Here is an 8,243-nt window from a genome sequence, read left to right as displayed (position 1 = left end):
AACTCATATAAAAATAGCCTTTACTCCGATACATACTCATATAGAGCTTTGGGAAGATGGAGATAAGTAAAAGATAAAAAGCTAAAAGGACATTCGGCAAAGCTCAGTCGAGCCACAAAAGAAAAAGTCTTAATACTTTTATTTTTTACTTCACACTCTTTACTTCACCAAACCTATGTCAACAATTTATATCACCGAACCAGATGCATCCTTCAAACTACAAAACAAGTATCTGAAGGTATTCCAACAAGAGAAACAACGCTTTTTTATCCGCATTAGCAACATTAGCCAATTTGCCATCTTTGGTAACATCAAATTACCAAAAGATGTCATACAAATAGTTCGTTTAAATCAAATCCCCGTCATCTACTTCACTCACACAGGTGAATATCTAGGACGCTTAGAAAACCCATCTACAGTCCAAGCTAAATACTTAAATTACCAACGTCAACGCTTACATGACAGAGAATTTAATCGTGCAACAGCAGAAAGTATAGTTTGGGCAAAACTCCACAATCAACAGACTTTTCTCCAAAATTGGACTCGTTACTGCACAGACTACACAACTCAACGAGCTTTGGATTATTTAACACTGCTGATGGATAATTTATCCCTCGCACCATGCGTTGAAGAACTGCACCAATATATAGAGGAAGCAGATAAAGTTTACTACTGTGCTGTTGCTTCTATACTGAGTTTATATAGCTTAAACCCGCACACAACGGCAAAGCAAATTAACAGGTTTTTAACCCTGGGAAATCAACTATTACACCAATATATTTACAACCACCTCAAAACAGCAGGACTTCACCCAGATTATGGTATTTTACACCGGGACACTCATCACGAACTTCCTTTAGCGTGGGATTTTAGTGCAGAATTTCGCGCACCGATAGTTGATGATTTGGTGTTAACTTTTGTTCGTAATCTTGCTAAGAATAATGGTAATGGTAATGGTAATGGTAACGGGAATGGGAAAAAATCTTACACCCATCTGCAACACTTTTTACAACATTGGGAAGGAAAATTAAAAACTTTTGTACTACATCCATACGCTGGAGAAGTTTCTTATCGTCAGTGTATTGACTTGCAGGTCAAAGAATATATTGCATCTCTGTTGGGTGATGTGGAATATTACCGTCCTCTTGCATTGAAATTTCACCCAGAACAAACCAATTTCATCAATATGCTTGAAACCCAAAAACCAGTATTAACCTTGGTGAAATAGGTGGAATAGCTATGTTTTATTTGGTTTGTTACGACATTGTGAGCGATACCCGTCGCAATAAAGTTTCCAAACTGCTGGAAAGTTATGGTTTACGAGTACAAAAATCTGTTTTTGAGTGTGTTTTGGATGAGAAACAGTATGAAAGTATTTCTAAACTCCTGATGCGACTGGTTAACCGACGGGAAGACCAAGTGAGATTTTATCCTATGTCTGCACACAGTCGTTGTAAAGTCGCAGTAGTGGGAACACAACCCGAATTTAGTGTCGATGATGCAGCTTTTATAGTTTAACAAGTTTAGCTGCGGCAATTTAGACAAGATTTACCACAATCATCATAAACAAAATGAAGCTTTACAAGCAAGCACGCGCCCCACCTTTGAGTAATGTGCTTCGGTCAAATGTGGATATTTACCTTGTTTTATTGGGAAATGATTGAATGCAAATTCAATTTGTCAGGTTTTGTTTAATTTTTAGTCCAAAAGCTGAAAAACAACTTGATGATTTACCAAATAAAGACCGCAAGCAATATGACAAAGCTTTCAAATGTTTCGTTCAGAATAGTCCTGCTTATCGTAGTTTAAGAACTCATCGCTATTGCAGTAAAGATGGTGATATTTGGAGTTCTTCTGCGTCGATGGCAAAGCGATTTTATTGGCGATATTTGGAGGGAGAAATTATTGAGATTACTCATATAGATTCGCATTGAATAAGTCGTGAGTTCTTTAATATAGAACCCCTCTCCATAGACGCGGAGCGGCTTCCCGCAGGGTACCTCTCCCCGTAAACGGAGAGAGGCTTAATAAGTTTTTTGCTTTTTCTTTTGCCTTTAGCCTTTTACCTTTTTCCTTTTAACTTACTATGTCTCATCCCCGTCGAATTACATCACGCGAGTTACACCTAATTCAACTGTACAGTAATTGGGAATTTGGTATGACACCAACACAATTTTATGGCAAATGGGGTGTGAGTTATGAGCAAATTGCTTTGATATGTTTCCGTTCCGATTCGACGGTGCGAGGTTGGTTTAAAAGTGGAAAAAATCAACGCTATCCGACACGCAACGATTTACTAAATCTAGGTTTGGTGGATTTATTTCTAGAACATTTTGAAGAGATTCCTCTAGAAGTCCTGAGATGTTTAAACATGAATACATAAATAATTAAATTTGTCAATACCAGCTTGCTCTGTCTTCAGATATATTCTCCAGTTACTTTGTTAGTAGTTAATTCAAAGTTGGTGTTTGTGAGATTTATCAAGACTTCTGGGGTGGTTTATGACCTATTATAAGCAGCTGCATCCTTGGTGCATTATTCGTGTTTCAGTAAATCAACATTTAGTTGAACAGCAAGAGTGCGAAGAGTGTTGCTCTTCTGTGGAAGATGATGATTCTCATGTTGTTGCACGATTTCGCAAGCACAATGATGCTGCCGCTTATCTCCGAGTGTTGCAAAACTCATCCAAGGATATCAAATTTTTGATTATTTTTGATTTCCAAGGAGTGGGAGAAAAAGTAAAAAGTTGAAAACTAAAAGACAAGAGAAATATTCAATTGTTCTCTTTTAATTTTAACTATTGTCTTTTTACTTGCTTTGAATTAGCTGGCTTCTATTGAAGTCGATGTAATGGAAACACCTGCGTCGTTTAAACTTAAATAAATTCGCAATTTAATTTAGTTATTGTGACTTCTGAAATCTAACTTATTTAATCCTTCTTTTTGTATTAACTCGCCAAATTCTCTCCCATGATTTGCATAGATAACGAGGGAGCAATATACTCACTTTTTTTAGTATTTGTGAGTTCATATTTGATTAATTTCTCATTCGCGCCAAAAGTTGATTAAACAATCGTTTTAACCTTTAACCTACATACATAGGTAATCGAAATCAAAAGAAAAAACCATCACAAGAGGGAAATAGATATGGTATTTAATAGCGCGGATAAATTAGACACCAAGCAATACTTGAATAAGGGCTTGAATATTAGTGCTACAAATCAGAACAATCCATTGGAGATGTCTAATATTAATGGTGGTAGCAGCCATAGTGCCATTATAAATGACGCAATGCAGGAAGCTCAAGTGTCATTACAAAGATTTGCTGCAAGTTCTGATTTTGCAGCTTCGATGGATAAAGTCTTTGGTACAGCTTGGGATGTAAAGACTGTATCGAAGTTACAACAAACCTGGTTACAAGGAAGTTTTGCTGATTTGCCTCAAATTAAAATATCTGGGGATTTAGATATAATCGGAGCAAATGGTGCTTATGCCACCAAAACCGATACTATCTATTTATCTCAAGGTTTTGTAGAGCAAAATGCTCGCAATATTGGGGAGATTAAAAGTGTTTTACTAGAAGAGATTGGACACGCAGTTGATTTTCGGATTAATCAAGAGGATGCTGCTGGGGATGAGGGGGGTATTTTTCAACGAGTAGTTCAGGGAATTACAATTTCAGACGGTGAATTAAGAAATTTAAGAAATGAGAATGATTTTGCCTCTGTGGTAATTGATGGGAAGAGACTTTTTGTTGAGATGAATACTCAATATGGAACGTATTCACCAAATGTTAGTAAGGAATTTATCACCAAAGTAGCTGACATTAGCAAGCGCTTGAGTATCGTTCCAGAATATTTAATGGCTGTGATGGGATTTGAGACAGGTGGTACTTACAGCCCTAGTATTAGAAATGGTGCAGGTAGTGGAGCAACAGGTTTGATTCAATTCATGCCCAGTACAGCTAAATCTTTAGGCACTTCAACCGACGCTTTAGCAAAGATGAGTGCTATTCAACAGCTTGATTATGTAGAAAAATATTTCAAGCCCTACGCTGGTAGATTAACAACCTTGGAAGATACTTACATGGCAGTTCTCTACCCAGCTGCTATTGGCAAAGGTAATGAGTTTAATCTATTCATTAGTGGAACAACTGCATACAAACAGAATATAGGTTTGGACATCAACAAAGATGGACGTGTAACAACAGCAGAAGCAACGAGTAAAACTAGAAATTATTTACCTACAGCTAATTTATTCAACACGGGTACTGTAGTTGAGACAAGTTACTTCCAAACTGCGATCGCTTCATCTCCAGGTTTTACTAAGGCTAATGGAGGTTGGACTAATAATAATGATTACCCCAGGATGGTAGCTGATATCAACGGTGATGGGAAAGCCGATATAGTCGGTTTTGGAGAGAGTAAGGTATTGATTTCCTTGGGCAATGGAAATGGCACATTCCAAACTGCGATCGCTTCATCTCCAGGTTTTACTAAGGCTAATGGAGGTTGGACTAATAATAATGATTACCCCAGGATGGTAGCTGATATCAATGGTGATGGGAAAGCCGATATAGTCGGTTTTGGAGAGAGTAAGGTATTTACCTCTTTGCGGAATCCTACTGTTAGTGCTGCTGGTTATTATCGTGAATTATCATCATTGACAGATAATAATTGGGATTTGGAAAGTGGAGATGATACTCGCTTTGATGGCAACTTAAGTAATGAAGAAAGCCAAGATTCTATAAAACAAATTTACAGAGATATTAGTACAGCGATTTTAGGAAGTCCTCGAACAATGAATGCTGGTTACTTATACGATACAAGTTACAAACAAGTCATTGGCAAATCACATTCTGGAATTGACATGAGAGCTTCTGCTGGAGACAGTGTACAAGCAGCAACTAACGGTAAAGTTTTATGGACAGATTCTACGAATGCATCGACCAATGGCTACTTTGTAGCTGTTGAAGATACAAATGGTAGAGTTTGGGTTTATGGTCATTTGCAAAGCTTAGATAAGTGGAAAAAGGATGATCCTGTAAAAGTAGGAGATCGAATTGGTACTGTTGGAAATCAACTAGGAATAAACGCGCATTTCCATTTAGCAGTTGGAACTAAAGCAGGTGGTGGTTCTGTTGCTGGAGGTACAGAAGACAAAGTTAAAAATGCAACAGTTAGTCCTCTACAAGCCTACTGGGAATGGAAAAATAAAAATTAGTATTCTGGTAAGTGCTAGTTGAAAATTAATGGTACATTCTGAAAATCCCAAACCATTGCAAACACTAGACTCTGCTCATAATGATCGTGTGTAATTAATTTTCGCTAACCACTTAAAACAATTTATAGCGGTTTCCAGATAAGTAAAATACGCTTATCTTGCTCCCCTCCCTTGCAGGGAAGGTATTGGATGCAACCGAGAACCGCTATATTATTGGGAGTGAGATGCTCCCAATCCACAAAAAGCTACGTTGTCAAAGGCTTAACAGATGCCGTTCACGGAGTGCGGCGCTAGCCGTAATTTCCACCCTCAAAGCATGATAGTGCAGTCGAAGACGAATAATTGTAAAAAACAAGTTTACTCTAATAAAAGAACATCAACTTCCAAAAACTGAGCGCTTGCAGCCAAACCCGCATCCGCAGTTAACAACCTAACATTATTCTGGGACGCAACAGCCAAATGCAAAGCATCAAGTGTACGTAGTGGTGTTGCAAACCGACTAATCCACTCACGCGCTAAGTGGTAGTGAATCGTTTCGAGAGTAATACGAGTATAAAACCCGCTATCTATATCAATTTGAAACCTTTCGACTATAGCTGTTGCATCATAAGAAGATATTTCACGCATTCTAACCCGACGTGATAATGCTGAAATAAGCTCCACTTCCACTAATTGACTCAAACCAAGCTCAGTCTCACTTAATACAAGTTCCTCAACTGTATCGCTTAATGTCTCTGTCCAGTATAAAGGAGCAACAATACTTGTATCCAGGTAAATCAACTGCGCTCCTCAATACGTGCATTAATTATAGTTGTACTTAAAGATTCTCCCTTAATAGCAAGTGCATCTCGGAATTGTTTCATACTAACTAAACGCTGTTCTTTTTTTTGCGGAGGAACCAAACGAGCTACAATTTTATTTTCCTCTAGCAAAATTACTTCTTCTCCCTTAGCTACTTGTTCTAAAAGATTTTTGAAATTAATTGTTGCTTCTTCAACACTAATTTTTAACACTACGCTTTTCCCACCATTTGATTTGGGCGCAGATTATTGTTTCGATATAATCTTCTAATATCATATCACAGGTGTCAAAGGCTTAACCGATGCCGTTCACGCAGTGCGGCGCTAGCCGTAATTACCACCCTCAAAGCATTATAGTGCTGTGGAAGATGGGGAAATCTTCAGTAAATAGGAATTATGATTAACATAATATTGATGACCTAAGAATACTTTCAGATATGCACCTATTTGTAAATAGCCTGTTTAAATTATTTAGCGATCGCTCTCTGGGGAGCATTCCAGCTTTTATTTCGCGACTATAAAAAAATTAAACAGTCATTGCGTAGCACCACAACTATCACATTCTATCAGCCTCATTTAAGTAGGTGAGCGGGAAAAATTATCGTTATGGTCAGGGAGTAGTGAATAGTGAGTAGTGAGTAGGGATAAGGCTTTGAGATGAATTTACATTCTGTTACATAGTTCCGTTTATTTCCGCCTACTTACTTACGCAAATAAAAGAGTTATTCTATACTCAGAATAAAAATAAAAACCCGACTTTTATCAAAAGAAATACTGATTTTTTTATATTTTTGGTTGCATAAATAACAGAAAAAAACAGGGCAATAAAAAGCGATCGCAAGAGTAATTTTCTCTGGTGCGATCGCTTTTGTTGAATTATGCCGATTTAGTGCGATCGGTGGGGCACTGCTGGGCTTATCAGAACAACATGAAGAATGGGTTTCCAATAATGCCGATTTAACCCAATCGGTGGGGTCGTTGGTTCGGTCTTGCTGAGCAGGATCGAGATTGAGTTTCCAATAATGCCGATTTAACCCAATCGGTGGGGTCAAAGAGGTTTTCGAGCGTTGTGTTACCGCTCGTTTCCAATAATGCCGATTTAACCCAATCGGTGGGGGATGAATTTCAAGATGCTGTGCAGTTATTGCTAGATGGTTTCCAATAATGCCGATTTAACCCAATCGGTGGGGAGTTCGTCTAGCAGCCCTTGCCCAGTAAGGATTTCAGACCGCAAATCGACGCACTTCTAAAAAACATTGTACATCCAGGCAAAAAATTAGTAAAACACATAGCTCAAACCCTTACACAGTAAGCAATCGACACACCTCGACGAAAGAATAGAGGTTTCAGCGATTTGGCGAGGTGTGTAGAAAACCATGATACAAAATCTCCTTTGAATTCAGCAAAAGCTTATACAGAAGCACTTTCAGCACAATTAGAAACCCAACTATTCCCACTTTAATTGGGAATTTCCCGATAAACACCAACAATCTCACTACCAATTCCTTTGACTTTATCTACTAATTCGATTGGTTGTATCACCTTGACATTACCCCCAAAACCAACAATCCAGCGCCACAAATCGAAGTCAGATAAAGACCATTTGGGTAATATAGCCTGAAATTGGTTGGGAAATTGCTTATCTCCTGTTGCTTGCAAAGAAAATACAGACTTGGGAAGATTGATTTTTTTCTTAGAAATAGGGGGAGACATTTTGATTTGTGCAAACCGCTTGGTTCCTTCGGTAATAAACTTATAAATGTCGTCATTAAACCAAAGTTCCACCGTCATACAAACTGTAAGACGCACCTGTTTATCCTGGCTTAAAAATTTGCGCTGTTCTGCTGCACTATTACCCAAAAATAATCCGGCACTGCCTTTTAATAATGCTTGTAATTGTTGCAATGATTTCTCTTGTTGAGAGCGCGATGCATCAAGGATGCCGCTTCGCGATCGCATGTGGTTTTGTTGATTCCCCAAAAATAATCGATCTAACCGTTCAAACCGCAATAAACCCGCTTCATTCCCACTAACGCATTCAAACCCCAAGTACCAAGCTAAGTTGGAAAATACGATTTGCAAAGGATAAGCTAAAAAGAAACTTTTGGGGTCAAAATCATAGCTACCACTACCCGAAAAGCGGTTTAATTCTAATAGTTCCCCATGCGAAAAGGTTACTTTGCAGGTACAGGAATACTTTCCCAAAGCCAACTAGTCAAGG

10 protein-coding genes are annotated in these 8,243 nt (G+C 38.2%); 6 read left to right on the top strand and 4 right to left on the bottom strand.

What is annotated here, in order from left to right:
• The first annotated feature begins 175 nt into the window (after positions 1-175).
• The 6 genes from cas1 to CK510_RS21835 all read left to right on the top strand — a co-directional run bounded on the left by cas1 (position 176) and on the right by CK510_RS21835 (position 5,222).
• Entirely contained in the window at positions 176-1,228 is a 1,053-nt protein-coding gene (gene cas1 / locus CK510_RS21860; RefSeq protein WP_095723701.1) for a CRISPR-associated endonuclease Cas1, read from the top strand.
• An 11-nt stretch (positions 1,229-1,239) separates the two neighbouring features.
• Positions 1,240-1,518: a CRISPR-associated endonuclease Cas2 gene (gene cas2 / locus CK510_RS21855; protein ID WP_095723700.1), complete on the top strand. Its 279-nt coding sequence runs from the start codon at positions 1,240-1,242 to the stop codon at positions 1,516-1,518.
• A gap of 146 nt (positions 1,519-1,664) precedes the next feature.
• Positions 1,665-1,934 (top strand): hypothetical protein, encoded by a 270-nt coding sequence (locus CK510_RS21850; RefSeq protein WP_095723699.1) that lies wholly within the window; start codon positions 1,665-1,667, stop codon positions 1,932-1,934.
• Positions 1,935-2,086: 152 nt separating this feature from the next.
• Complete coding sequence (locus CK510_RS21845) at positions 2,087-2,383, top strand: hypothetical protein (RefSeq protein WP_095723698.1); 297 nt, start codon at positions 2,087-2,089, stop codon at positions 2,381-2,383.
• 118 nt (positions 2,384-2,501) lie between these two features.
• Positions 2,502-2,750 carry a hypothetical protein gene (locus CK510_RS21840; protein ID WP_095723697.1) on the top strand — a complete coding sequence of 83 codons (249 nt, stop codon included), beginning with the start codon at positions 2,502-2,504 and terminating at the stop codon, positions 2,748-2,750.
• Between the two features lie 396 nt (positions 2,751-3,146).
• Positions 3,147-5,222 carry a peptidoglycan DD-metalloendopeptidase family protein gene (locus tag CK510_RS21835; protein ID WP_095723696.1) on the top strand — a complete coding sequence of 692 codons (2,076 nt, stop codon included), beginning with the start codon at positions 3,147-3,149 and terminating at the stop codon, positions 5,220-5,222.
• 357 nt (positions 5,223-5,579) lie between these two features.
• On the opposite strand, the gene CK510_RS21830 is transcribed toward CK510_RS21835, so the two are convergent.
• The 4 genes from CK510_RS21830 to CK510_RS21820 all read right to left on the bottom strand — a co-directional run bounded on the left by CK510_RS21830 (position 5,580) and on the right by CK510_RS21820 (position 8,227).
• Positions 5,580-6,002 carry a type II toxin-antitoxin system VapC family toxin gene (locus CK510_RS21830; protein ID WP_095723695.1) on the bottom strand — a complete coding sequence of 141 codons (423 nt, stop codon included), beginning with the start codon at positions 6,000-6,002 and terminating at the stop codon, positions 5,580-5,582.
• Complete coding sequence (locus tag CK510_RS21825) at positions 5,999-6,235, bottom strand: type II toxin-antitoxin system Phd/YefM family antitoxin (protein ID WP_095723694.1); 237 nt, start codon at positions 6,233-6,235, stop codon at positions 5,999-6,001. Before CK510_RS21825 ends, CK510_RS21830 begins: the two co-directional genes overlap by 4 nt.
• 509 nt (positions 6,236-6,744) lie before the next feature.
• Complete coding sequence (locus tag CK510_RS34600; RefSeq protein ID WP_444876502.1) at positions 6,745-7,074, bottom strand: hypothetical protein; 330 nt, start codon at positions 7,072-7,074, stop codon at positions 6,745-6,747.
• A gap of 406 nt (positions 7,075-7,480) precedes the next feature.
• On the bottom strand, positions 7,481-8,227 hold the full coding sequence (locus CK510_RS21820) for a WYL domain-containing protein (RefSeq protein WP_245912289.1): 747 nt from the start codon (positions 8,225-8,227) through the stop codon (positions 7,481-7,483).
• Positions 8,228-8,243 lie beyond the last annotated feature (16 nt).

The sequence above is a fragment of the Brunnivagina elsteri CCALA 953 genome, assembly GCF_002289455.1.
Taxonomy (GTDB): domain Bacteria; phylum Cyanobacteriota; class Cyanobacteriia; order Cyanobacteriales; family Nostocaceae; genus Brunnivagina; species Brunnivagina elsteri.
This window is presented reverse-complemented; position numbering and strand designations above follow the sequence as displayed.